Here is a 23,328-nt window from a genome sequence, read left to right on the forward strand (position 1 = left end):
CGAGCACGCAAAGACGCGAAAAATATGAACCTCAACGGCAAAAAGCTCATCGTCACCGGAGCCTCCAGCGGCATCGGTTATGGCGCTGCTCAAGCGTTCCGTAGGGCGGGCGCCCTGGTGTTTTTGGCAGACTTGCAGGGGCCAGCCCTTCATAAAGCTGGCAAAGACGTTGACGCTGCAGGCGTTGCCGCCTGCGATGTGACTATAGAAGCCGACTGCGAAGCGCTGGCCGCATGCGCTGAGCGCGCCATGGATGGTATTGACGGCATGTTTCATTGCGCAGGGGTAGCCGACCAAGTCGCCAGAGCAGTAGACATCGACATTGACACCTGGCAAAAAATCGTGGACATCAATCTTCGCGGTACCTTCCTGGCTTGCCGTGCCGTGGGGCGCATTTTGCTCGCCCAGCGTTCAGGCGCCATTGTCAATGTGTCATCGATCCAAGGCTTAGGTGCCGCACCGCGCCGCCATGCTTACGGCCCGGCGAAGGCCGCCGTCGCCCACCTGACGCGCACCCTTGCATGCGAGTGGGGTGGCTCATCGGTACGTGTGAACGCGATCGCGCCGGCCTACATTGACACCCCCATGGTCGCGCAACTCAAGGCGGACAAAAAAATTGACGTTGCACGGCTGGAAGGCCGCACGCCTTTGGCCCGTTTCGGCAAGGTTCATGAAGTCACATCCGCTGCCAGCTTTCTGCTATCAGATGCCGCCAGCTATATCACCGGCGTCGTACTGCCGGTCGATGGAGGCTGGTCCGCTTTTGGCGGAGCTGGTGAAGTTGCATCCGCATGAGTCCCATTCCTTGCGTTCCCCTTTCTGACCCATAGACATACAACAGGAGACAAGCATGAAAACAGTCAAGAGTTCAAATTTCGCAGCACTGACCTCAACCCGGCGTTCAGCCCTTGCGGTGATCGCAGGCTTGGCCGTTGCGGGCGCAAGTTGGGCGCAAGGTGCCTTCCCGGACAAGCCGATCCGTGTTGTCGTGCCCTTTGGCGCCGGCAGCTCGCCTGACGTGATCTCCCGCTTGTGGGGAGAACAGCTTTCGAAGGCCGTTGGCCAGCCGGTCATCATTGACAACAAACCGGGCGCCGCCACCATCATCGGCACACAGGCTGTGCTGGCAGCGCCTGCTGATGGCTACACCCTGCTGTATACGGTGTCCAACACCACATCAATCAACCCCTATATCTACAAAAACTTGCCCTATAAGGCTGAAGATTTGATGCCCGTGAGCCGCATCTTGTCTGTGCCTCTGGTGCTGGTGGTATCTGCCAATTCGCCCATTAAGTCTGTTCAGCAGCTGGTGCAAGCCGGCAAGGAAAAGCCAGGCAAGATGAATTACGCTAGCTATGGCATAGGCATCTCCACCCATGTGGCGATGGCGCGTTTTCTGAGTTCCGCCGGAATCAGCATGACCCACGTGCCCTACAAAGATGGCGGCCTGATTGATGTGATGAACGGTAATGTGGATGTGTCGTTTGAACCGAGCACCACTGCGATGGGCCAGCTCAAGGCCGGCAAGCTGCGCGCCCTAGGCGTGTCTTCGCTGAAAAGCGTGGCAGCCCTGCCGGGCGTACCGCCGATTGCAGACGTGTACCCCGGCTTTGTTGGTGATTCCTGGCATGGCATTTTGGCCGCCAAAGGCACCCCCGCAGCGGTCATCAACAAAATTGCAGGCATCTCGCAGCAGATCATCGATTCCGAAGAGTTTCGCAAGCGCCTGACCGACTTGGGCTTGGTCCCCGCGGGTGGCTCCATCCGTGAATTCCAGGCTTTTATGGCAGAGGATGCGAAAGCTTGGGCCAAGGTCGTCAAGGATTACGACATCAAGGCCGAATAAGCGCATTGCGCCCTCCCCGTCCGGTTAAACCTCGCAATGGCGGTTGACCGGACTTGCCTTTATCGAGCGCTATAGGAAGCCCCACATGGATCCCCGATTGATGAAACCACGTTTTGTGGACCTCTCGATCTTTCTCGAAAACGATGTAGTGTCGGACCCGCCCGCCTACGCGCCGAAGATCAACTACCTGACCCACAAAGACACCCTGGACGAGGCCACTGCATTTTTTCCTGGCCTGCAGCCCGGCGACCTGCCTGACGGCGAGGGCTGGGCCTTGGAAAAAATTTCGCTGACGACACACAACGGCACGCACCTTGATGCGCCCTACCACTTTCATTCCACGATGGACGGCAAGCTTGGCGACAGCCAGCCGTCAATGACCATTCACGAGGTGCCGCTGGAGTGGTGCTTTCAACCGGGCGTCAAGCTGGATTTCCGCCATTTCGCGGACGGGTATGTGGTGCAGGCAGCGGATGTGGAAGCCGAGCTGCAGCGCATCGGCCACACCCTCAGCCCCATGGAGATCGTGGTGATCAACACCAGAGCGGGGACGCGTTATGGTTCATCGGATTACGTGACATCCGGGTGCGGAATGGGCTATGAGGCGACCATGTACTTGCTGGAACGTGGCATTCGCGTGACAGGCACAGATGGCTGGAGCTGGGACGCGCCCTTTGTCTACACTGCGGAAAAATACGCTGCGTCAAAAGACGCCAGCGTGATCTGGGAGGGTCACAAAGCTGGCCGGGACATCGGCTATTGCCATCTTGAGAAGCTTCACAACCTGGAATCTCTGCCAGCAACCGGTTTTCATATCTCCTGCTTTCCGCACAAGATTCGCGCCGCCTCAGCCGGGTGGACACGAGCTGTCGCCATTTTCTTCGGTGAGTGAACTACGCCTGCTGCCGCAACGTTTGGCTGCGATGGTGTTCATGTCATGTGCGCGTTTCGTTACTACTGTGACCACAGATTAGCCATAGATCGCAAACAGGTTCTTACAATGCATGCCAACTGCTTTGGAGGAAAGGTATGCAACGTCGATCTCTACTGAGGCATCTATCGCTGACGATGCTCCCAATCATCCCGCTAGCGGCAACAGCTCAAGGAAATACTCCAACCCCTGCCCTGCATACTGCAGCCAAACAAGGCGACGTAGCGGCAGTGCGCAAACTGCTGTCTGAGGGAGCCAGTCTCGAGGCACGTGACAGCACCGGCGCTACGGCGCTGCTCGTGGCTACGCACGCCAATCAGATCGAAGCCGCCAAGGCGCTGATCGATGCTGGCGCGGACGTCAATGCCAAGGATCAGATCAGCGACAGTCCCTACCTATACGCTGGTGCCCGTGGACACCTTGAAATTCTCAAGATGACACTTGCGCACGGGGCCGATTTGAAGAGCACCAACCGTTATGGCGGCACTGCCCTGATCCCGGCCGCCGAACGAGGTCACGTCGAAACCGTGCGAACACTTATCGAAGCCGGTGTCGACCTCGATCACGTGAACAGACTGGGGTGGACGGCGCTTTTGGAAGCGATCGTCCTGAGCGACGGAGGTGAGAGGCACCAGCAGATTGTCCGCTTGCTGGTCAATGCAGGAGCTAACGTGAATCTGGCAGATGGCGCGGGCGTGACGCCTTTGCAACACGCACGCGAGCGCGGTTACAGCTATAAGGCCATCGAGGCGATTATTAGCTCTGCGCCAGCTCGCTGACGAATTCATGGGTTCAACCGACTTCTCCGCACGTCACACTCTTACTGGTCAACACTCCGAGTGATTTTCATCGTCGAGAATTTTCCGGGCCGGGCTCGCCAGGCCAATAGTGGCTGTCTGGCATAGGCCGCGCACCAAATAGGGCCTGACCTACCCTGACCACAGACGCGCCTTCCTCGATGGCGATCTCGAAATCGCCAGACATGCCCATCGACAATTCGTCCAAATTCACGCCTGCAGGTGCGCTCTGCCGCAAACGGTCGCGCAGACCGCGCAGAAGCACGAAGCACTTCCGCACTCGCCCAGCATCCTTGGAAAAAAGTGCCAAGGTCATCAGGCCGCGCACGCGCAGCGCTGTGAAAGCGGGAAGATATTGAATGAAGCCAGGCACTTCCTCAGGAACCAAACCGTATTTGCTGGCCTCACCAGAGGTATTGACTTGAACGAATACATCCAGCGAGCGCCCTTCGGCTTGCAAGCGACGATCCAGCGCCTCGGCTACGCGAAGGCTGTCCAGAGCCTGAAATTCAGAAGCGAAGCGGGCTACCAGCTTGGCCTTGTTGGTTTGCAGATGGCCAATCACCGCCCACTGCAGATCGGGAAGATCTTGCATCTTCTCCCACTTGCCGTGGGCTTCCTGCACCTTGTTCTCCCCTAGCATCCGGCACCCCGCTGCGTAGGCCAGGCGCAGGCTGGATTCGGGCTTGGTTTTACTGACTGGCAATAGCCGCACCGTTTGTGGGTCACGCCCTGCACGATGGCATGCAGCTGCGATGCGCGTCTGCACGGCTGCAAGGTTGCGCCGAAAATCGTCCACCGAGCTGGGTTCAGGATATAAGCCATGCGCTTTGTGAAAGGTCTGCGTGCTTGACGACTCTGGCATCAGCTCACCTTTTTGCTGAACGGCGTTGCCGCCAACGCGACTGCTTTGCGCGGTAGATGGCCGTTAAGGAGTGCATAAGCCAACAGTCCAAAGACCAACCCCCAAAATGCGCCGCCGATACCCAGCAGCTTGATATTGGCAGCAGCGGCCAGGAAGGTGATCAACGCAGCTTCGCGAGTCCTGGCGTCGGCCATTGCATTTGCGAGACTGCCACCGATGGTGCCCAGCAGAGCGAGGCCCGCCAAAGTGGTGATGAACGTGGACGGAAAAGACATGAAGACAGCGGCCAGCGTGACCCCAAAAACGCCCACCAGGATGTAGAACACGCCTGCGGCGATTCCGGCGATCCATCGCTTGGACGGGTCTTCATGGGCTTCTCGGCCCGTACAGATGGCAGCTGTGATCGCGGCGATGTTGAACGCGTGGGAGCCGAAAGGCGCCATCAGCAACGAACCAAGGCCAGTGATGGTCACGATGGGGTTGGCGCTCATCTTGAAGCCGTCATTGCGCAGCACCAACATGCCGGGCATATATTGGCCCGTCAAGGTGATGAGGAACAAGGGCAGTGCTACGCTCAGCAGGGCGTTGAGCGAAAACACAGGCATCGTAAAAATCGGCGCGGCCAACGTCAGCCTTAACCCCGAGAGGTTGACGCGATCCTGGGTAAGCAAGAAGGCCAATCCCACCCCCAGAATGCCCACGATCGCATAGCGAGCCGAGAACCGCTTGAGCACCAAGTAGGCGAGGATCAACAGACCGGCCAGCAACGGGTCGAGGCTCATGCCACCGAAGGCCCCTATGCCGAACTGGAGCAGGATTCCGGCCAGCAGCCCGGCTGCGACACCCGGGGGAATGAGACGAATGACGCGTTCGAACCAACCCGAAAGTCCCAACACCACAAAAGCCGCGGCTGAAATCATGAACGCGCCTATGGCTTCGGCATGAGTAGTGGTAGCCAATGCGGTGACAAGGAAAGCCGCTGCCGGCGTAGACCACGCTGTGATGATCGGCTCGCGGGACATCCAGCTCAAGATGATTCCCGTCACGCCCACCCCAATAGAAATGGACCAGACCCAGGAGGCAGTCAGCTCGGGACTTAGGCCAGCCACTTTGGCAGCCTGGAAGACCAGGATGAAGGTGCCTCCGTAGTTCACGATGACAGAAATGAGCCCGGCCAGCACGGGATGGGCAAGATCGCCCCTGCGAGAGGTCGAAAGCGAGGGGAAGAATGACATGGCTGGGCGTTGACCTCTCACAAATCGTGGAACAGGCTTAAGGAGTCTTGTTTATAAATTTAAAATGGCATGATTCCCCCTACCAATTCATGGATGAGGTACCAACCATTTGTTTAAGCATGCCCAGCTTGAGTCAGTCAAAGCCTGGATCGCCGATCCGGCCCACGGTGCCTTGCCTACGTATGTTCGTCTGCAACGGGCCCTTCGAGAGCTGATTCTCAACGGAGCACTCGATGTAGGCAAAGCCTTGCCTGCGTCGCGAGTCTTGGCGAAGTCACTCGAGGTTTCCCGGGACACCGTCGAGTCGGCCTACAGCCAGTTGCATGCAGAAGGGTTTATTGAACGCAGGGTGGGTAGCGGCAGCTTTGTCTCAGAGCGAGCTCAGCGCCTACAGGGGCGCGGCCTGCGGCGGCGTGCGGACACGGGTCGCAAGACTGTCCTGCGCCTCAGCGAGCGTGGCAAGGCCATTCTCCAGAGCGGAGGCGTGCGCGACTTTCTGACTCCCCGCCCTTTCGCGCCTGGCGTGCCTGAAACGCGCAGCTTTCCGCTCCAGACCTGGGAGCGGTTGCAACGGCAGGTCCTGAAGGAGTACGCAAGCCTGGCGCTGCTGCACAGCCCGCCTCAGGGCATGGAGACACTGCGCAGGGCGATCGCTGATTACCTCAATCTCGAACGCGGGGCGCGCGCCTCACCAGATCGAATTCTTGTACTGACCAGCTCCCAGCAGGCGCTGACGCTGTGCGCCACAGTACTGCTCGACGCTGCCGAGCGGATCTTCATAGAAGACCCCGTGTACCACGGTGCCCGTAAAGCGTTCGATGCCGCTGGACTGGAATGCGTGCCAGTGCCACTGGACCACGATGGGCTTCGTGTAGACCGGCTGCTCAAGGCATCCAAGGTCCCGACTGAGGCGGCCAGGGCGGTGTTTCTGACGCCATCACATCAGTTTCCAACGGGTGTCACTCTGGCATTGGACCGAAGACTGGCCATCATCGAATGGGCAAGGGAGCACCAGGGCTGGATCATCGAAGATGACTACGACAGCGAGTTTCACTACGCAGGCAAACCCACAGCCTGCGTGCAGGGCCTGGATCCACACGAGCGGACGATCTACATCGGCACCTTCACCAAGTCGCTTTTCCCTGGCCTGCGAATTGGTTATATGCTGCTGCCGCCCCAGCTGGTGGAGCCCATGACCGTCGCCCGCACATTACTTGACGGTCACAGCGCACCTATTGCGCAACTCACGCTCGCGCGTTTTATCGAAGGCGGCCACTTCGGCGCCCATGTGCGCAGTATGCGTGCCTTGTATGCGCAACGCCGTGACGTGCTGGCGCGACTGGTGCGAGATCATCTGGCTGACTTCGTGGAGCCACGAGTTCCAGCCGGTGGCATGCAAATGCCCTGCATTTTTGTTCGCGACATCCCCGAGCGCGAGGCCGTGGAATCAGCGCGCCAGGCGGGAATTGACTTGCTGGGGTTGACGCCACTGCATGCGTCGGATCACCATGAAACGGGTTTCCTGATGGGATTCGCTCCGCATGCACCTCATGAACTGGAAATCGCGGTCCGGAAGCTAGCAGACGTGCTGCGCGCAATGTGCGGGTAAGCGAACTTGCAACGTGCGAGACGGAGCCTTCATGAGTTCCTCACCCCTGCTTGGCCGGCAGCTCTACCCTCGCCGTTCGAAGCGCAATAAAGTCGCGCAGACAGCGAAGCAACGGCGTGAGTTGGCGCCTGCTCGGCAATACGAGGTAAAGCGGCGCTGCCTCGGTGCTCCAGTCTGTACACAGGGCTCGAAGCCTTCCTTCAACCAGATCCTCGGCCACGTCGAACCCGGCCTTGTAGGCAATGCCCTTGCCCAGCAGCGCCCAGCGCCTGACCACATCACCGTCATTGGACACATTGGCACTCCTGACGCGCACAGCAATCTCAGCTTCGTCTGCTCGCGAAAAACGCCAGCGGTCATGCACATCCTCGCCTAGCATGAAGCACAGGCAATCGCGTTCCGCCAGTTCTACAGGTGTCGCTGGCTCACCATGCTGAGCCAAGTAGGCAGGAGAGGCACAGAGGACTCGCCGATTCGACGGCGCGATCGGCAGCGCCACCAGGCTGGAGTCCGGTGGCTTGCCGTAACGCAACGCTGCATCGACCGGCTCACTGAAGACATTGGCCATGCGGTCCGACAGTTGCAGCCGGATGTCTACCTCAGCGTGCAATTGCTGAAATTCGTGCAACCATGGCAAGAGCACATTGCGACCAAAATCCGACGGGGCGGCCAGCTTCAGAACGCCCCGTAGCGCATGCTCTCCGGTGGCCAGTTCCAGGCTCGCCTGTTGCAGCGCTTGCAGTGCCGGGCGGCATTGTTCCAGAAATCGCTCGCCCTGCTCAGTCAGCCGCAGGCTGCGCGTAGATCGCACAAAAAGCGGCACGCCTAGTTCGGCTTCCATCCGCTTGAGTGCCGCGCTGGCAGCGGCAGGCGTCAGACCGAGCGCACGTGCGGTGGCGGACAGACTGCCCGTGTCCACTGTGCGGACAAAGATGTCGAGATCCTGCAAGGCTTTCATAGGTGGCTGCGAGGGTGTTAGCGACTTATTCTAAAAATAATTTTGAATAAACACGCGGGTCGTTGTCATTTTTAATGGAGCCCGTCTGCGGTTGCTCTGGTAATCCGGACCGTTTCGCTTCGATCTCCCTATAAGGATCATCAGCCGAACGGTGCGAAAAAGCTCAATCAACAAAAGATTTTCAAATTTCAATTGAAGGTGGCTTCAACCCGGCAGTGGTTTATTCATGTAGTCATTCAGGAGAACATTCACCCATCGTTTCGGGAGCATTTATGACCACCACGCCGGCCTGCTGAAGGACCATGTCTACAGCGCCGATCTTGCCTCGGCCTCTGGCCAGGATTTCTAGCACCCGTTCAGCCACTCAAACACCTTCAAAGAAAGCCCTCATGTCCACATCGCCCTTGTTTCGCCCCTTGCAACTTGGCCCGCTGCAACTGCCCAACCGCATTGTGATGGCGCCCATGACACGCAGCCGCAGCAGCCAACCTGGGGATGTGCCCAATGAGTTGATGGCCCGTTATTACGCTCAGCGCGCAAGTGCCGGCCTGATCGTCAGTGAAGCCACCCAGATCTCGCGCCAAGGTCAGGGCTACAGCTTCACTCCTGGCATTTACAGCGAGGCGCAGGTGGCTGGCTGGCGGCAGGTGACTGACGCCGTTCACGCAGCCGGTGGCCGCATGGTGCTGCAGCTCTGGCACGTGGGTCGCATGTCGCACGCAAGCTTTCAAGCTGACGGTAAGCCGGTGGCGCCTTCTGCGCTGTCGCCGAACGCGCAGGTGTGGGTGGTGGGTGACGACGGAATCGGTCGCATGGTTGACTGCCCTATGCCGCGGGAAATGACGCTTGGCGACATTCGGGCCGTTATAGAAGACTTCCGCCATGCTGCAGCCAACGCGATGCGCGCAGGCTTCGATGGTGTCGAGATTCACGGCGGCAATGGCTACCTTCTCGACCAATTCCTGCGCACCACCTCCAACCACCGCAGCGACGAATACGGCGGCAGCGTGGACCGACGAATCCGGTTCGTTGAGGAAGTGGTGGCCGCCGTCGCGGGTGAAGTTGGGGTGGAACGCACCGGAATCCGGCTGGCGCCGTTCATCACGCAGCGCAACATGAACTGCCCGGAAATCATTCCTACCATCTTGCACCTGGCGCAAAAACTGGATGGAATGGGCCTAGCCTATTTTCATCTAGCAGAAGCCGATTGGGATGATGCTCCCCAAATTCCAGAAGCGTTTCGCCACGAGCTGCACCGCGCTTACCAGGGCCGCGTGATTGTGGCCGGAAAGTACAACATCAACCGAGCCGAACACATTCTGAACCAGGGCCTGGCCGACCTCGTGGCCTTTGGCCGGCCCTTCGTCGCCAACCCAGACTTGCCAGCGCGCTTCGCCAAAAATTTGCCGCTTGCTACGCTTGATCACAAGTCCCTGTTCGGGGGAGATGCGCGTGGCTATATCGACTATCGCGACTACGCCAGCGATTCCACTCAAGCTTCTGCCTGACCTCATTCCATTCCTCTAAGGACAACCATGAAAGCCGTTGGATACACCCAGCCCCAAGCCATCAACCAGGCCGATGCCCTAATAAACATCACTCTGCCCGATCCGATAGCCAGCGGCCGCGACCTGCTGGTCGAGGTCAAGGCGGTATCGGTCAATCCGGTCGACACCAAGGTGCGGGCCAGCAGCGCGCCAGCCGAGGGGCAAGCCTACAAAGTGCTGGGCTGGGATGCCAGCGGCATCGTCAAAGCGGTGGGACCGGAGGTCACGCTGTTCAAACCGGGCGACCGCGTGTGGTACGCAGGTTCGATCGCGCGGCCAGGCACTAACAGCGAATTACACCTGGTGGACGAACGCATCGTTGGTCACGCGCCTGAATCGCTGGACTTTGCACAGGCCGCGGCCCTCCCCCTGACCGCGATCACCGCCTGGGAAATGCTGTTCGACCGGCTTGGCATTGCGCCAGGCAAACAGCCCAGCCACAAGACCTTGCTGATCATCGGTGCCTCCGGCGGCGTCGGCTCCATCATGACGCAGCTGGCTAGCCGCCTGACCAGCCTTACCGTCATTGGGACGGCGTCGCGGCCAGAGACCAAGGCTTGGGTTCAAGAGCTTGGCGCCCACCATGTCATCGACCACAGCCAACCGATAGCCCAAGAGCTCAAACACATTGGTTTTCCCACCGTGGACTACATCGTCAGCCTCACGCAGACCGAGGCCCACCTCGCGCAAATCGTGGAAGCCATTGCCCCACAAGGCAAGTTCGGGCTGATTGATGATCCTGCCGTGTTGGACGCGACCAAATTCAAGCGCAAAGCAGTGTCTATTCACTGGGAACTGATGTTCACTCGCTCGCTGTTCGGCACCGATGACATGATTGGTCAGCACCGCTTGCTCAACGAGGTGGCAGCGCTGGTCGATGCTGGCCTGGTTCGCACCACCTTGGCTGAACGCTTCGGCACCATCAACGCAGAGAACCTGAAAAGCGCGCATGCGTTGATCGAATCCGGCAAGGCGCGCGGCAAGGTCGTGCTGGAGGGCTGGGCCAGCGACGCCGTATCTGAATAGGCTACCGGCTGCGTTCCAAGGGCGCGAAAGGCGTGGATCACGCGCACGCGAGGATGGAGGTGTTGCATCAAGACGCCTCTCTCAACAGCAGTCCTTCCAGGCGGCGGGCAGGCTGCTGAGAATACTGCGGTCTCCTCGGAAGGTACTCCCGGGCGCCGCTTTTACCGCTCAAAGCCGCTCTGCTCTTCAGATACGTCTTTGCACTTACCACTGTCCTTTTTTTCGATCATCCTCATGTCGCGGATAACAACACGTGTGGGCAAATCGACTTCCCATGCGACGGTACCCTCATTCAAGGTCACTTTGCTGCCTTCAAATACCCCTTTCGATGTTCGTTGGCTCCCGGTGCTCGGCGCAAAGACTCCGAACGTGCTCGCAGACTCATCGAGCGCAAAATTGAAGATCTGGGGCTTGCCCGAGGGATGATTGAACTCACAAGATAGATATATGGGCGCAGCCGCCACCGTTCCGCAGACGGGCAACATGACTATGCCGGCTAGAAGAATTGGTTTGGATATTTTCATTTTTCGATTGTTGCAGTCCGGTGCATTCCTGGGAATGTACTGAATTTGCGCGACAGCCCCCATCGACTTGCTCTGCATGGGTGAGCCGCGTCACAACGCCAAACTCCTCACATTCCTTGCTCCGCGAGCAAACCCGGCATGGGCGAGATCGGTGCAAGGTCGTTGCAAGGCATTAGGAGAAAGACCATGCCTGCACTTGTATTTGGCCTATTGCCTACACTTGCCTGGTATTCATTTCCAGGAGGGTGCCGCTATGGCGGAGTTTGACTTCGATCTCTTTGTCATCGGTGGCGGATCCGGGGGCGTGCGCGCAGCGCGCATGGCGGCTCAGCGAGGTGCGCGAATAGGCATGGCTGAAAGCGGGCCCATGGGCGGTACTTGCGTCAATGTGGGCTGTATTCCGAAGAAGCTCTACAGCTATGGCGCGCACTACCATGAGGCTTTCGAGGAGTCTCGAGGCTATGGCTGGAAAATCTCCAGCGCACCCGTACTGGACTGGGAAATTCTCAAAACCAACCGCGCCAGGGAAATCACCCGTTTGAACGGCATCTACGATGGCCTGATGGTCAATGGTGGTGTGGAGCGCCTTCAAGGCTGGGCACGCTTGGTCGACGCCCACACCGTGGAAGTCTCGCATCCTGACAGCCAGATCACCCGGCACACCAGCAAGAACATCTTGATTGCCACCGGCGGTGAGCCCTTCGTGCCTGAAATTCCCGGGCGTGATCTGGCCGTCACTTCCGACGACATGTTTGACCTGCCCGAGTTTCCCAAGCGCCTTGTAGTGGTGGGCGGAGGCTACATCGCGTGCGAAATGGCCAGCATCTTTCACGGCCTGGGCGCTGAAGTCACCCTCCTCTATCGGGGCGACCAGATCCTCCGTGGTTTCGACGACGAAGTACGCGCCTTCACCCAGAGCGAAATGCGCAAGGCCGGTGTTGATGTGCGTCTTCACAGCGAAGTCTCCCGCATAGAAGGTTCGGCTAATGCACGCAAGGTCCATCTTGAAGATGGTCAGGTGCTCGACGCGGATGTGGTTCTCTATGCGACTGGACGCAAGCCAAGGGTTGAGGGTCTGGGTTTGACGGAGCTGGACGTTAAACAGGAAAAAAGTGGCAGCATTCGGGTGGACAAGCACTTTGCCACCAACGTGCCAAGTATTTATGCGCTGGGTGACGTAGTCGGCCGTCTGGAGTTGACGCCAGTCGCATTGGCCGAGGCCATGGCACTGGTCGACCATCTGTTCGGCCCAGCTCCTGGCAAACCTGCCCGCACTGTGGATTACGATTTGATTCCAACAGCAGTGTTCACGCACCCGCCTATTGGCACCGTAGGCCTGTCTGAAGAGAAAGCTCGCGAGGAGTTCGAGTCCATCCGGGTGTTCCGTAGCGATTTCAAGTCACTCAAACACACCCTCTCAGGCAGAAGCGAGCGCACGTTGGTGAAGCTGGTGGTTGATGCAGCCAGCGACCGCGTGGTGGGTCTGCACATGGTGGGAGCCGACGCGGGCGAAATCGTACAGGGTTTCGCAGTGGCGCTTAAATGCGGCGCGACCAAGGCGCAGTTCGACGCCACCATTGGCATTCACCCCACGAGCGCTGAAGAGTTCGTGACGATGCGCGAAGTCTCGCGGACTTAAGCTGCAAACACGTTCTGGAAACGTGTTTGCCCTCTAAACCCAATGCTGTTCACTTAAGCACACAAATACCCGTTCGGGCTGAGCTTGTCGAAGCCGGGTGCGACGCTTCGACAGGCTCAGCGCGAACGGACTGGGTTTAACTGAACAGCATTGCCTCTAAACCTCTGCCGTGGTGGTGACGAGGCAACCCCACCACCCACTCTGCCTCTTCAGTCTCAATCTACTCGCGGATGTTCGCGTCACGCACGATACGTTCGTATCGAGCTTGCTCGTTTTTAACAAAAGTGCCGAATTGGGCGGCTGTTCCGCTGCCCGGCACGATGGCAAGTTCAGCGAACTTGGCGCGCACCTCAGGCAGCTGCATGACTTTGTTCATCTCCTGATTGAGCTTTTCAACTACGGCGGGTGCAGTCTTGGCCGGAGCAAACACACCAATCCAGGAATTGATTGAAAGATCCTTGAACCCAGGCAGTTCGGTGATCGAAGGCACATCCGGCAGGGATGCAAGTCGACGACCGTCGGTCACCACCAGGCCCTTGGCTTTCTTGCTTGTGATCTGTGGAATAGCAGAGCCAGACGGCAGGATGGCCATGTCTACCTGGTTTCCGATCAAATCGGTGATCGCCTGTGCCCCTCCGCGGTAGGGCACATGCAGCAGCTTGATGCCTGCCTGCTGCTGGTAACGCTCCATGGCCAGATGAAGAATGGTGCCAATTCCGGAAGTGGCGTACGTCAACTTACCAGGCTCTGCCTTGGCCTGCGTGATCACATCTTTGAATGAATTGGCCACCAAACCAGGCCGGCCCATGATGACCAGAGGCTGAATGGCCAGCATGCCTACGGGCGCAAAGTCGCGTTGGGTGTCGTACTTCACCGCATCTGGGTTCACAAACTGCGCAATGGCTGCTGGGCTGTCGACCGCCATGAGGATGGTGTAGCCGTCAGGCGTGGCTTTAGCGGCTTTTTGCGTGCCGATGGCCCCACCCCCGCCCCCCACGTTATCCACCACGACCGATTGGCCAATCTGCTCACCCAGTTTCTGTGCAAAAAGCCGTGCAATCCCGTCCGTGGCGCCACCCGCGGTAAACGGCACGATCAAGGTGATGGGTTTCGCTGTCGGCCATGCAGCTTGTGCATGAACGCCGGTAGCGCTTGCCACAAGCGCTGCGGCCAGAAGTGTGCGGCGAAAAATGTCGGTCATGAGGAACTCCGGGAAAAAGCGAGATTGAAAATGATCAGAGAGCCGGCGGCGCAGGGACATGCTTTTGCAGCAGTTGGTCGAACCGGGCATCCCATTCGTCCCGCCACGTTTGTCTGCGCTCGGCGCCTATCCAGGCACCGTCCAAGCCGTTATGCATGAGCGCACGCAGCTCCGCAGGCGCGCAACCGAACTGCTCCACCATCATGGCCCAGGCTTGCGTGGGTGTAATGTTGTGCAGCGTTGGGTCGTCACTGTTGGGGTGGATTTTGAAGCCCAGGGCAAGCATGCGGCGAATCGGATGCTCGAGTGCCCATCGGTCGGGGGGCAATGTCCGCAAATAGTAGGAATTGGCAGGAACGACCGTGAACACGATCCCACGCTCTTGCATGCGCGCGGTGAGTTCGGGGTTGTCAACCACCGTATAACCATGATCGATGCGGTCTACTTTCAGTTTGTCGAACGCCGTCTCCACATGAGTCCAGGGCAATCCGAATTCGCCCGCGTGCGCAGTGGTCTTCAGCCCAGCCTGGCGTGCATCAGCATAGGCCTGAACGAATAATTCAGGAGGGCCCAGTGCTTCGCGGTAGTCAATGCCAATGCCTGGCACTTCTTCGCGGCGTGCGGCGGCCATCCATTCCACCATTTCCACCGCGGCTTGAGGTGGAGCTTCTCTATCTATGGCAGGCACTAGCCGCCCGACAATACCCAGATCCCGCTCGGCATCAAGGATGGCTTGGACAATAGCGTCCTGAAGCACCGCATATGACAATCCCGAGTGCTGAACCACCCCCGTGGGGTTCCAGAAAAACTCCGTGTAGAGCACGTTGTGCGCACGGGCGTCTTCCAGGTATTCACGCGTGAGGCGATACAGGTCGCCCGGCTCGCGCAGCACGTGATTTTCGAGCGCTCTCAAGCCTGGAATAGCACCTTGGCGTTTCTCGCCGTGTGCGAACAGGCCGTCGATTTGTTCCGCGCTGATGCCACCGGAACGTCTGGCAAGCTCATGAAATGTGTCTTGACGGATAGCACCCAGTAGATGGCAATGCAGTTCAACCTTGGGCAAGGCGTGGCAAAACGCGTGCAGCGCCGGGCCCTGCGCGAGGGCATCCGGGGCTGGAGCAAATGTAGTGGACATGGCCTTAGCCTGATAGAGCGATACGTGGGACGAGCGAGCAAGAGGCTTCGCGATCTATATGCCGATCGCAAACGCCTTGTAGATTTGCTCAGAGGCCTATTATCGGCGCGCCCGCCACCAGCGAAAAGCTGCAAAGATCAAGCCAGCGCTGAATATGCCCAAGGCCAGCCACTTTTCAAGATGGTGCATGTGGCCAAGTACTCGCTGCGCCGCTTCCCCAAAAAACCAACCCAAACCAGTAAAAAGTGTGGCCCACAGAAGTGCCCCGATCGCGTTGAATAAGACAAAAGCAGACAGCGGCGTACTTGACATGCCGATCATCACAGGCCCTGCAATACGAAAGCCATAGGTGAAGCGCACGGCGATGATCACCGCTGCCCGATAGCGCGCAATCCAGCCGTCTACCTTTTCCCGGTGGCGGAGCAGCGCAGGCCACCTGGCAATCAGGCTCGGGCCGTGCCGCCTTCCAAGCCAGAAAAAGAACAGATCGCCTGCAAAACCGGCCACGCTGGCCACCGCAATCACCGCAGCAAAATCCAGATAACCGCGGTGCGCTGCAAACCCTGCCAACAGCAAGACCGCCTCGCCTTCCAGCAAACACCCTACGGCAACAGCCGCATAACCATAGCTCGCAATGAGTTCAAGTAAATTCATGGATAGGAACTGGGTTCAAGACTCTGGCGAGAAGCGCGGGTTGATGATAGCGATGCGCTCTGTGAACGAAATCGCGCGGCGGCAGGGTTTTGAACACAGTCCCTGGATATTAGGGGCGAATCAGCGTTTAGCCGCGAAGTTCTGAACACCATGAAATAGGCTTACGATTCGCCTCCAGAGGAAGATCCAAACCATGACCGATTTAAGCAAAATCACCTGTATTGAGGATTTGCGCCAGATGGCGCGGCGCAGAGTGCCGCGCATGTTCTACGACTATGCCGATTCTGGCAGTTGGACGGAAAGTACCTACCGAGCTAATGAATCGGATTTTCAGAAAATGCTGTTGCGACAGCGTGTAGCGGTCAACATGGAGGGTCGCTCCACTGCGACCACCATGATTGGGCAAGCGGTCACCATGCCGGTCGCCCTCGCTCCTACAGGGCTCACTGGCATGCAGCATGCGGATGGCGAAATCGCAGCCGCACGGGCAGCCAGGAAGTTCGGCGTGCCTTTCACACTTTCGACCATGAGCATCTGCTCGATCGAAGACGTAGCCCAGCACGCGGGCCCGGGCTTCTGGTTTCAGCTCTATGTGATGCGAGACCGAGATTTCATCGAACGCCTGATCGAACGAGCCAAGGCCGCTGGCTGCGGCGCGCTGGTGATCACGCTGGACTTGCAAATCATGGGCCAGCGACACAAGGACATTAAAAATGGACTCTCGACGCCCCCTAAGCCAACGCTGTCCAACCTGATCAATCTGGCGACGAAGCCGAGATGGTGCCTGGGCATGCTGGGTACGTCGCGTCGCAAGTTCGGCAACATCCATGGCCATGTCAAAGGCGTTACCGACATGAGTAACCTCGGTGCGTGGACGGCGGATCAGTTTGACCCTCGGCTGAGCTGGTCCGACGTGGAATGGATCAAGAAACGTTGGGGAGGCAAGATCATCATCAAGGGCATCATGGAGCCGGAGGACGCGCGACTTGCAGTGGACAGTGGAGCCGATGCACTCGTTGTGAGCAACCATGGTGGCCGCCAATTGGACGGAGCGCCCTCCACCATCACTGCCCTGCCCGCTATCGTGGATGCCGTGGGCTCGCAAATCGAAGTCCATTTGGATTCAGGTATTCGCAGTGGGCAAGATGTGCTCAAAGCCTGGGCACTAGGTGCAAGGGGAACCTATATTGGCCGAGCCTTCCTCTACGGCCTGGGGGCCGCCGGCGAAGCAGGCGTGACCAGAGCGCTGCAGATCATTCACAAGGAACTGGATGTGACAATGGCCTTCAGCGGCCATACGCGCCTTGAAACGGTGGACAAGACCATCTTCCGTCCAGGTACGTATCCGCTGGCTTAGCTGACTTCTGGTGCTGTGTAGGAACCTGCAAACGGATCAAACTCACTTCCAGCGAGTGCGCTGCAGTGCCGATCACCCTCGCAGAGGATCATTTGACGATGATCCTCTGCCGGCCTACGATCTCGGAAACGGTGAATACGAAACTCCAGGAGCAATTCCATGCCTAGCACCATCCGCTTGCACCGCGTCTTCGCAGCCAAACCTGAGAAGCTTTACAGAGCCTTCGTGGAGGCTGACGCCATCGCCAGTTGGCTACCGCCGTTTGGGTTTACCTGCACGGTGCACGAACTTGACGCGAGGGTTGGTGGAAAACACCGGATGTCGTTCAAGAACTTCACCACAGGTCATAGCCATTCTTTTGGCGGAACCTATGTGGAGCTAGTGCCCGGAAAACGCCTGGTGTACACGGACAAGTTCGACGATCCGAATCTCCCCGGCGAAATGTCAGTTACGGTAGATTTGAAGGCCGTGCTGGTCGGGACTGAAGTGACCATAGCTCAGAGTGGCGTGCCTGATGTGATTCCTGCAGAGGCCTGTTACCTGGGTTGGCAGGAATCCTTGCGCAAGCTGGCCAAGCTCGTGGAGCCAGAAATCAACGATTAGGAACGTTTGCCGTCAACAGGCGTGCAACGTACTCACCAATCGCCAGACAGCTCGTGAGGCCCGGCGACTCAATACCGAAAAGATTGACCAGACCAGGCACTCCGTGTTCGCGCGGCCCCTGAATGCAAAAATCTGCCGCCGGCTCATGCGGGCCGCTGATCTTGGGACGAATGCCGGCGTATCCTGCTTGCAGCGCGCCGTCAGGCAGGCCCGGCCAATACTTGCGGACTTCAGCATAAAAGCCCTGGCCGCGTTCTGAATTTACCTGCAGGTCTCCAGCAGACTCCACCCACTGCACATCCGGGCCAAACTTGGCTTGCCCGCCAAGGTCCAGCGTCAGATGCACGCCCAACCCTCCTGCCTCTGGCACCGGATAGATCAAATGCGAAAACGGCGCCCTGCCTCCCAAAATGAAGTAGTTGCCCTTCGCGAACCATGAGGCAGGCACGTAGCGGCCATCAAGACCACCAAAGCGGCTTGCCAATGCTGGAGCGCTCAATCCTGCCGCATTGATAAGCTGGCGTACTGCCAACTGGGTGCCATCCGCCATGGTAAGCACGTGGGGGTAAGGTCCAGGTTCTGCGTTTAGCCTCACTTCCAATAGCTCCGAATTGAGAGCAAGCAAGCCAGCGGCTTGCTCTATGTCGCCGAGCAATGACAACATCAGCGCGTGACTGTCCACAATGCCCGTAGATGGAGAATGCAGCGCTGCCACACATTCGAGCGCGGGCTCTAAAGCGCACGCCTCATCACGCGTGAGCAGCACCAAGTCTTGCACGCCGTTGGCGACGGCTCGATCGCGGATGGTTTGTAAGGCCGAGAGCTCGGCAGAGCTGGTGGCGACGATCAGCTTTCCGCAACGGCGATAAGGAAGGCCACGCTGGTCGCAGTACGCATACAAGAGTGCCTTGCCTTGCACACACAGTGCTGCCTTAAGTGACCCAGAAGCGTAATAGATGCCGGCGTGAATGACCTCGCTATTACGCGAACTCGTTCCTGTACCGATGGCGCCTGCAGACTCCAGCACAAGAACCTCTTGCCCCTGAAGTGCAAGTGCACGCGCGGCTGCAAGCCCGACCACACCAGCGCCAACAACCACTGAATCTATTTGATCCATGCAATCACCTCTCGAGAATTCCATAGTACTCAAGTTTCGGGCGCCGAGCAGGCAATTGACCTACAACCGACCGTAGTCCTTGACCGACGTGACCTTGTCGCCAGCGCTTACCGCCTCGGAACTATTCCACAAATACAGTTCTTCTCACGGCACGTTTTTGGCCGATATACGTAGAAATAGGAGTTCACATGAAATTTTCACCTGCCCTCATCGCTCTGGTCGCTTCAAGCCTTTTCGCAGGTAGCAGCTTCGCTCTGACCAAAGAAGAATACAAAGCTGAGAAAGATCAGATTGCTGCGACTTATAAGTCTGCAAAAGCTCAGTGTGACACCATGAGCGGCAACGCTAAAGACGTCTGCAAAAAGCAAGCTGAAGGCGCTGAAAAGGTTTCCAAAGCTGAGCTGGAAGCGCGTCAGAATCCAACTGAACGTAACCAGAACAAGGCACGCGTAGCCAAGGCCGATGCTGACTATGAAGTTGCCAAAGAAAAGTGTGACGATCTGAGCGGCAATGCCAAAGATGTGTGCAAGAAAGACGCTAACGCAGCACACGTGACAGCCAAAGAAAACGCCAAAGTTGCCAAGGCTGTAGCAACGCCTGCCAATAACCCAACTACACAAGCGGCCAATGTGGCTGAGACCCGCAAGGACGCCGCCCTGGAGAAGAATGAAGCCAACTACAAGGCTGCAGCCGAACGTTGTGATGCTATGTCTGGGGCTGCTAAAGACAAGTGCGTTGCAGACGCCAAACTCAAATTTGGTCAGAAATAAAACTGCAGCAACCCTGAGAGACCTGCAGCTTTAACAAGTTTCAGGTCTCCAGTTTCTTCAAAGGGGATGGCGCAAAACCGTGATTCAACGGACCAACGCCGTTCCCTGTACGTACGTCTGCACCTGCCACCAAAGCCTGCTGAACATAGTCTCTGGCGTGCTCTACGGCCTGCAGCAACGGTAAGCCCAAGGCCATGTAAGAAGCCAGCGCAGAAGAAAGCGTGCAACCGGCCCCGTGAAGATTTCGAGAATGAATGCGTGCCGAGCGCATTTCATGCATGACCGGTCCGCCACTTACGCCCCGCATAACGAGATAATCAAAGACCTCTTCACCTGGAAGATGCCCGCCCTTCAAGAGCACGGCATGGGCCCCCAATTCCATCAAAGCTTGTGCTGCTGGCGCCAGTTGTTTCACGCTCTGTATAGGCTGTCCCAAAAGCAATGCTGCTTCGTCCACATTGGGAGTGATGACAGCAGCACGTGGGAAAAGCTCACGCACCACGGCCTGGACTGCAGCAGTCTCGATCAGGGGCGCACCGGTAGCCGACACCATCACAGGATCCAGAACCACATTGGGCAAGGCATGGCGATCAATCGCTTGGGCGACCGTGGTCACGATCTGGGGACTGTGCAGCATGCCGATCTTGACCGCATGCGCGCCAATGTCTCCAACCACCGCATCAATCTGAGCTGCCAGAAACTGGGGAGGTGCGGAATGTATGGCCGTAACGCCTTGCGTGTTCTGGGCGGTCAGCGCAGTGATAGCGCTCATGCCATAGCAGCCCAACGCAGCCATGGTTTTCAAGTCCGCTTGAATGCCTGCCCCACCCCCGGAATCGGAGCCAGCGATGGTGAGCACGCGCACATATTGGTAAATCAAGGAGGGCTCGGCCATGGCAGATCAGCTTGTAGTGTCAAGGGACGGATGCGGCATGGCGGGTGTCGGCAGAATCGGTTCGGCGCGGCCATGCACCAACGCCGCCTGCCAGATAGGCACGGTCTTGGAAGGATCGTCTCCAAGACCACGCACCACACAGACTCCGCTTGCGCCGCTTTGCGCGGCCAGGGACAACTGGCCTGGTTCAAGAATGCCACCAATGGCCACTACGGGGACACCCGCCATGTGTACCCACCAAGCCAGATTGTCCAGTCCCTGGGCCCGCCAAGGCATGGCTTTGGTCAAGGTAGGCCAGACCGGACCGCACGCCACATACAAAGGGTTCAAGCTCCGGGACCTCGCCAGTTCCCACAGGCTGTGGCTGCTAACGCCCACCCGCATGCCTGTCCTTGCAAGCTGTGCACGGCCTGCGTCGCCCAGAGCCAGTAGATCTTCCTGCCCCACGTGCACTGCACTCGCGCCCAATTCATGGGCCAGTTGCCAATGGTCGTTGACGATCAGCAAGGCGCCTGCAGATCGGCACACCGCCACAGATGCCTTGATGGCATCGCGAAGTACAGACCACCAGGCATCATCAGGTGCGGGTGGTTCCTTGATCCGCAGTTGAACTGTTTTGATGCCTGTGGCCACGACCTGCCCCACGCGATCAGCGGAATCGACAATGGCGTAAAGATCCAATGCTGGTTCAGAGGCAGAGGCTGGGCTGATTTCGTCTCCAAACTCCAAGCTTTCGCCCCATGACATCTGTGGCATCAATTCAGGGATGATTGCAAAGCCAGCACGCGAAGCGACAGGTCCAGCGCCCTGCCCGGCCGCATAGCCGTGGCGTAGCGCATGGGTAGTGGCCATTTTGGCCAGCACCAGTGCATCGGCCGAGACGAACCCCAATGCCATCGCCGCCGCCGCACTGGTGGCAAATGTGCAGCCTGTACCGTGGTTGTTAAGGGTGTCCACACGCGGCAGGGCCAGCCAGCCCGCGGCATGAGGCGTGTCTATCCAGTCGACCGATTGCCCGGAAATGGAGGATGAATCGCCACAGGTAATCGCCACGGCAGCGGCACCCGATGCCCGCAAGGTTCGGGCAATGGTGGGAATGGAATCAATATTTGGAGTGAGGACTGGCAATGCATCTCCAGCCCGAGCGGCCAGCCTTCTGGCTTCATTCTCATTGGGAGTGATCAGCGTCGCACGCGGCAAGAGCCATTCACGGTACGCCTGGACCATGGACTCATTGGCGAAGGAAGCGCCCGTCGTGGAGCCCAGAACCGGATCGATCACCAGCGCCACTGTCCCGCGTTCGCGCAGCCTGTCGACCCATCGCGCCACGGTCATCACATTGGACGCGTTGCCCAACATGCCGGTCTTGATCACTGCTGGCGGCATATCTTCGGCCAGCACTGCAAGCTGCGCCTCCAGCACTTCAGACGACGTCGGCTCTATGTGTGCCACACCCACCGAGTTCTGCGCCGTGATGGCCGCCACCACTGGACACAGGTGCACGCCAAAAGCGTCGGCAGCCCGCTGATCTGCGGACAGCCCAGCGCCGCCCCCGCTGTCATTGCCAGCGATGCTCCAGACAATCAGAGGTTTTTCAAACTGCAATTCAGTCCCCAATCAGAAACGGATTGCCCGTCACGGGTGTGGTGGCCACCGCAAAATCCTGCCGAGCCATGACACCTGCGAGGTACGCCGTCCGCCCGGCTGTGATGGCTTGGCCGAAGGCGTGGGCCATTCGCACTGGGTCGCTGGCCTGGCTGACAGCGGAATTGAGCAAGACGGCATCAAAACCCATTTCCATGGCCTGAGCCGCGTGGCTTGGAGCGCCAATGCCCGCGTCCACAATCAGCACAACACCAGGAAGCCGTGCACGCAAGGTACGGAGGGCGAAAGGATTGAGCAGGCCCTGACCTGAGCCTATAGGTGCTCCCCACGGCATGAGCAGTGGACAACCCACGTCCAGAAGGCGCTTGGCTGTCACCAGATCGTCGGTGCAATAGGGAAATACGGTAAAGCCATCCTTGGCCAGTTGGCGAGCCGCTTCTACCAGTTCAAGCGGGTCTGGCTGCAGGGTGTATTCGTCTCCCACGACCTCCAGCTTGACCCAGTGCGTGTCGTAGAGTTCGCGGGCCATGTGAGCCAACTGTATGGCTTCGCGGGCGGTGGTACAGCCCGCTGTATTGGGCAGCAACCGGGCACCATGGTGCTTCATGGCGCTGCGAATCATCTCTACAAACCCGTTGTCCCCTGCTGCGGCAAGCTGCCTTTTGAGACCAACGGTGATGATCTGGGAACCTGACGCTGCAATGGCGTCTCCCAGCACCTTGGGTGAAGGATAACCAGCGGTGCCCAGCAGGAACCGGCTCGTGAGCGCTACATCGCCCACAGACCATGGATCCGCCCCACCATCTTTACCTACCATTTCAGCGTGATCAGTTGTCATGCTGTCTCCTTTCGACCCGGACGAATCCGATTGAAATTAGGGCGTGTTAACACTAAATTCACCCCCGCGCCGGATTTTCCCGGGCCTATGCCGGCCGCCTCATAGTGCAAGACGCGCCACGCAGCCAAGGTGCGATCCTTGGTAAGAGGTGCAACGCAGCCATATGGGGCGGCCGG

The 23,328-nt window shown here is 58.5% G+C and carries 22 protein-coding genes; 11 read left to right on the forward strand and 11 right to left on the reverse strand.

Annotated elements, in window-relative coordinates; genetic code table 11:
- Window positions 1-24 precede the first annotated feature (24 nt).
- The 4 genes from ABIE13_RS07355 (at window position 25) to ABIE13_RS07370 (ending at window position 3,556) form a co-directional block, all read left to right on the forward strand.
- Window positions 25-795, forward strand: coding sequence for an SDR family NAD(P)-dependent oxidoreductase (locus ABIE13_RS07355; RefSeq protein WP_354442485.1), 771 nt, complete (start codon window positions 25-27; stop codon window positions 793-795).
- A gap of 55 nt (window positions 796-850) precedes the next feature.
- The gene (locus tag ABIE13_RS07360; protein ID WP_354442486.1) at window positions 851-1,846 is read left to right on the forward strand and encodes a Bug family tripartite tricarboxylate transporter substrate binding protein; all 996 of its coding nucleotides are present in this window, start codon (window positions 851-853) and stop codon (window positions 1,844-1,846) included.
- Between the two features lie 100 nt (window positions 1,847-1,946).
- Window positions 1,947-2,738, forward strand: coding sequence for a cyclase family protein (locus ABIE13_RS07365; RefSeq protein WP_354442487.1), 792 nt, complete (start codon window positions 1,947-1,949; stop codon window positions 2,736-2,738).
- Between the two features lie 137 nt (window positions 2,739-2,875).
- Window positions 2,876-3,556 carry an ankyrin repeat domain-containing protein gene (locus ABIE13_RS07370; protein WP_436278382.1) on the forward strand — a complete coding sequence of 227 codons (681 nt, stop codon included), beginning with the start codon at window positions 2,876-2,878 and terminating at the stop codon, window positions 3,554-3,556.
- A 67-nt stretch (window positions 3,557-3,623) separates the two neighbouring features.
- On the opposite strand, the gene ABIE13_RS07375 is transcribed toward ABIE13_RS07370, so the two are convergent.
- Together ABIE13_RS07375 and ABIE13_RS07380 are read right to left on the reverse strand one after the other, a co-directional pair.
- A complete protein-coding gene (locus ABIE13_RS07375) occupies window positions 3,624-4,439 on the reverse strand; it encodes a YggS family pyridoxal phosphate-dependent enzyme (RefSeq protein ID WP_354442488.1) in 816 nt (271 codons plus the stop codon).
- Window positions 4,439-5,674, reverse strand: a complete 1,236-nt coding sequence (locus ABIE13_RS07380) for a benzoate/H(+) symporter BenE family transporter (protein ID WP_354442489.1) — start codon at window positions 5,672-5,674, stop codon at window positions 4,439-4,441. The genes ABIE13_RS07375 and ABIE13_RS07380 overlap by 1 nt, the downstream gene beginning before the upstream one ends.
- Before the next feature lie 109 nt (window positions 5,675-5,783).
- Here ABIE13_RS07380 and ABIE13_RS07385 point away from each other — a divergent pair, with 109 nt between their 5' ends.
- A complete protein-coding gene (locus ABIE13_RS07385; RefSeq protein ID WP_354442490.1) occupies window positions 5,784-7,283 on the forward strand; it encodes a PLP-dependent aminotransferase family protein in 1,500 nt (499 codons plus the stop codon).
- Window positions 7,284-7,323: 40 nt separating this feature from the next.
- On the opposite strand, the gene ABIE13_RS07390 is transcribed toward ABIE13_RS07385, so the two are convergent.
- Complete coding sequence (locus tag ABIE13_RS07390) at window positions 7,324-8,241, reverse strand: LysR family transcriptional regulator (protein ID WP_354442491.1); 918 nt, start codon at window positions 8,239-8,241, stop codon at window positions 7,324-7,326.
- Between the two features lie 389 nt (window positions 8,242-8,630).
- On the opposite strand from ABIE13_RS07390, the gene ABIE13_RS07395 reads away from it, so the two are divergent.
- Both ABIE13_RS07395 and ABIE13_RS07400 read left to right on the forward strand, forming a co-directional pair.
- A complete protein-coding gene (locus ABIE13_RS07395) occupies window positions 8,631-9,749 on the forward strand; it encodes an alkene reductase (protein ID WP_354442492.1) in 1,119 nt (372 codons plus the stop codon).
- Between the two features lie 27 nt (window positions 9,750-9,776).
- On the forward strand, window positions 9,777-10,814 hold the full coding sequence (locus tag ABIE13_RS07400) for a zinc-binding alcohol dehydrogenase family protein (RefSeq protein WP_354442493.1): 1,038 nt from the start codon (window positions 9,777-9,779) through the stop codon (window positions 10,812-10,814).
- Window positions 10,815-10,975: 161 nt separating this feature from the next.
- Here ABIE13_RS07400 and ABIE13_RS07405 read toward each other — a convergent pair whose 3' ends face one another.
- Window positions 10,976-11,338, reverse strand: coding sequence for a hypothetical protein (locus tag ABIE13_RS07405; protein WP_354442494.1), 363 nt, complete (start codon window positions 11,336-11,338; stop codon window positions 10,976-10,978).
- A 253-nt stretch (window positions 11,339-11,591) separates the two neighbouring features.
- Between ABIE13_RS07405 and gorA the strand changes: the two genes are divergently transcribed.
- The gene (gene gorA / locus ABIE13_RS07410) at window positions 11,592-12,977 is read left to right on the forward strand and encodes a glutathione-disulfide reductase (protein ID WP_354442495.1); all 1,386 of its coding nucleotides are present in this window, start codon (window positions 11,592-11,594) and stop codon (window positions 12,975-12,977) included.
- A 220-nt stretch (window positions 12,978-13,197) separates the two neighbouring features.
- On the opposite strand, the gene ABIE13_RS07415 is transcribed toward gorA, so the two are convergent.
- The 3 genes from ABIE13_RS07415 to ABIE13_RS07425 form a co-directional block, all read right to left on the reverse strand.
- On the reverse strand, window positions 13,198-14,178 hold the full coding sequence (locus ABIE13_RS07415; protein ID WP_354442496.1) for a Bug family tripartite tricarboxylate transporter substrate binding protein: 981 nt from the start codon (window positions 14,176-14,178) through the stop codon (window positions 13,198-13,200).
- Window positions 14,179-14,212: 34 nt separating this feature from the next.
- A complete protein-coding gene (locus ABIE13_RS07420; protein ID WP_354442497.1) occupies window positions 14,213-15,313 on the reverse strand; it encodes an adenosine deaminase family protein in 1,101 nt (366 codons plus the stop codon).
- A gap of 99 nt (window positions 15,314-15,412) precedes the next feature.
- On the reverse strand, window positions 15,413-15,967 hold the full coding sequence (locus ABIE13_RS07425; RefSeq protein WP_354442498.1) for a DedA family protein: 555 nt from the start codon (window positions 15,965-15,967) through the stop codon (window positions 15,413-15,415).
- A gap of 193 nt (window positions 15,968-16,160) precedes the next feature.
- Here ABIE13_RS07425 and ABIE13_RS07430 point away from each other — a divergent pair, with 193 nt between their 5' ends.
- Window positions 16,161-17,324 (forward strand): alpha-hydroxy acid oxidase, encoded by a 1,164-nt coding sequence (locus tag ABIE13_RS07430; protein WP_354442499.1) that lies wholly within the window; start codon window positions 16,161-16,163, stop codon window positions 17,322-17,324.
- Window positions 17,325-17,483: 159 nt separating this feature from the next.
- The gene (locus ABIE13_RS07435) at window positions 17,484-17,927 is read left to right on the forward strand and encodes an SRPBCC family protein (protein WP_354442500.1); all 444 of its coding nucleotides are present in this window, start codon (window positions 17,484-17,486) and stop codon (window positions 17,925-17,927) included.
- Here the strand turns inward: ABIE13_RS07435 and ABIE13_RS07440 are convergent.
- Complete coding sequence (locus ABIE13_RS07440) at window positions 17,917-19,044, reverse strand: NAD(P)/FAD-dependent oxidoreductase (protein WP_354442501.1); 1,128 nt, start codon at window positions 19,042-19,044, stop codon at window positions 17,917-17,919. The genes ABIE13_RS07435 and ABIE13_RS07440 overlap by 11 nt on opposite strands.
- Before the next feature lie 188 nt (window positions 19,045-19,232).
- Here ABIE13_RS07440 and ABIE13_RS07445 point away from each other — a divergent pair, with 188 nt between their 5' ends.
- Window positions 19,233-19,814 (forward strand): hypothetical protein, encoded by a 582-nt coding sequence (locus ABIE13_RS07445; protein WP_354442502.1) that lies wholly within the window; start codon window positions 19,233-19,235, stop codon window positions 19,812-19,814.
- Between the two features lie 40 nt (window positions 19,815-19,854).
- Here the strand turns inward: ABIE13_RS07445 and thiD are convergent, their stop codons facing one another.
- Genes thiD through ABIE13_RS07460 form a run of 3 tightly spaced genes read right to left on the reverse strand, consistent with a single transcriptional unit; the run spans window position 19,855 to window position 23,131 of the window.
- Window positions 19,855-20,709, reverse strand: coding sequence for a bifunctional hydroxymethylpyrimidine kinase/phosphomethylpyrimidine kinase (gene thiD / locus ABIE13_RS07450; RefSeq protein WP_354442503.1), 855 nt, complete (start codon window positions 20,707-20,709; stop codon window positions 19,855-19,857).
- Window positions 20,710-20,715: 6 nt separating this feature from the next.
- Window positions 20,716-22,314 carry a bifunctional hydroxymethylpyrimidine kinase/phosphomethylpyrimidine kinase gene (locus ABIE13_RS07455; protein ID WP_354442504.1) on the reverse strand — a complete coding sequence of 533 codons (1,599 nt, stop codon included), beginning with the start codon at window positions 22,312-22,314 and terminating at the stop codon, window positions 20,716-20,718.
- Window position 22,315: 1 nt separating this feature from the next.
- Entirely contained in the window at window positions 22,316-23,131 is an 816-nt protein-coding gene (locus ABIE13_RS07460; RefSeq protein ID WP_436278391.1) for a thiazole synthase, read from the reverse strand.
- Window positions 23,132-23,328: the final 197 nt, after the last annotated feature.

The organism is Ottowia thiooxydans, assembly GCF_040548795.1.
GTDB classification, from domain to species: domain Bacteria; phylum Pseudomonadota; class Gammaproteobacteria; order Burkholderiales; family Burkholderiaceae_C; genus Ottowia; species Ottowia thiooxydans_A.